Here is a 1,088-nt window from a genome sequence, read left to right on the forward strand (position 1 = left end):
CGCGTCCTCCATGTCACGTACGAGGGCCACGGCCCGCCGGTCGAAGGTCTGCCGTGACGCGGTGAGCGCGCGGGCCACATCCGCGAGATCCGCCTGCCGGAGCGTCACATGCTCGGCCAGTCGGCGTGCCTGGGCGGCCAGGGCGGTGTCCGTCCGGGCGGACAGCACCAGCGGCACCACACCCGCCGCCTCCAGCACACCCACAGAACCCGCCCCTTCACCAACCGGCACCTCGGGCGGCTCCTCCACGATCACATGCGCGTTCGTCCCGCTCACCCCGAACGCCGACACACCCGCACGCCGCCGACGACCCTCCACCCGCGGCCACGCACGCGCCTCACGCAACACCTCCACCGCACCCGACGACCACTCCACATGCGACGACGGCTCCCGCACATGCAACGACGCCGGAAGCACCCCGTACCGCAACGCCAGCACCATCTTGATCACACCGGCCACACCCGCAGCCGCCTGCGCATGCCCGATGTTCGACTTCAACGACCCCAACCACAAAGGACGCTGCGGATCACGACCCCGCCCATACGTCGCCAGCAACGCCTGCGCCTCGATCGGATCCCCCAGCACCGTCCCCGTCCCATGCCCCTCCACCACATCCACCTCATCCGGCACCAGACCAGAAGCGGCGAGCGCTCCACCGATCACACGCTGCTGCGCCGGGCCACTGGGAGCGGACAGACCATTGCTGGCCCCGTCCTGGTTCACCGCACTCCCCCGCACCACCGCAAGCACCCGACGCCCGTTGCGCCGCGCCTGCGACAACCGCTCAAGCACCACCAGACCCACACCCTCGCCCATGCCGAAGCCGTCCGCCTGCTCGGAATAGGCCTTGCAGCGCCCGTCGGCGGCGAGCGCGCCCTGCCTCGCGAACTCGGTGAACACCTCGGGACCCGCCATCACCGACACCCCGCCGGCCACCGCCAGCGACGCCTCACCGTCCCGCACCGAACGCGCCGCCAGGTGCAACGCCACCAACGACGAGGAACACGCCGTGTCCACCGTCAGCGCCGGACCCTCAAGACCCAGCACGTACGCCACCCGCCCCGAAGCGACGGCGGGTGAACCACCGG

General features: G+C 71.2%; 1 protein-coding gene. It reads right to left on the reverse strand.

Annotated elements, in window-relative coordinates:
* Positions 1–1,088, reverse strand: a 1,088-nt coding sequence (locus tag ACFW2E_RS47600; RefSeq protein ID WP_384478588.1) for a beta-ketoacyl synthase N-terminal-like domain-containing protein, incomplete at both ends; no start/stop codon positions are given.

Source organism: Streptomyces sp. NPDC058964, from assembly GCF_042741275.1.
Lineage (GTDB): Bacteria > Actinomycetota > Actinomycetes > Streptomycetales > Streptomycetaceae > Streptomyces.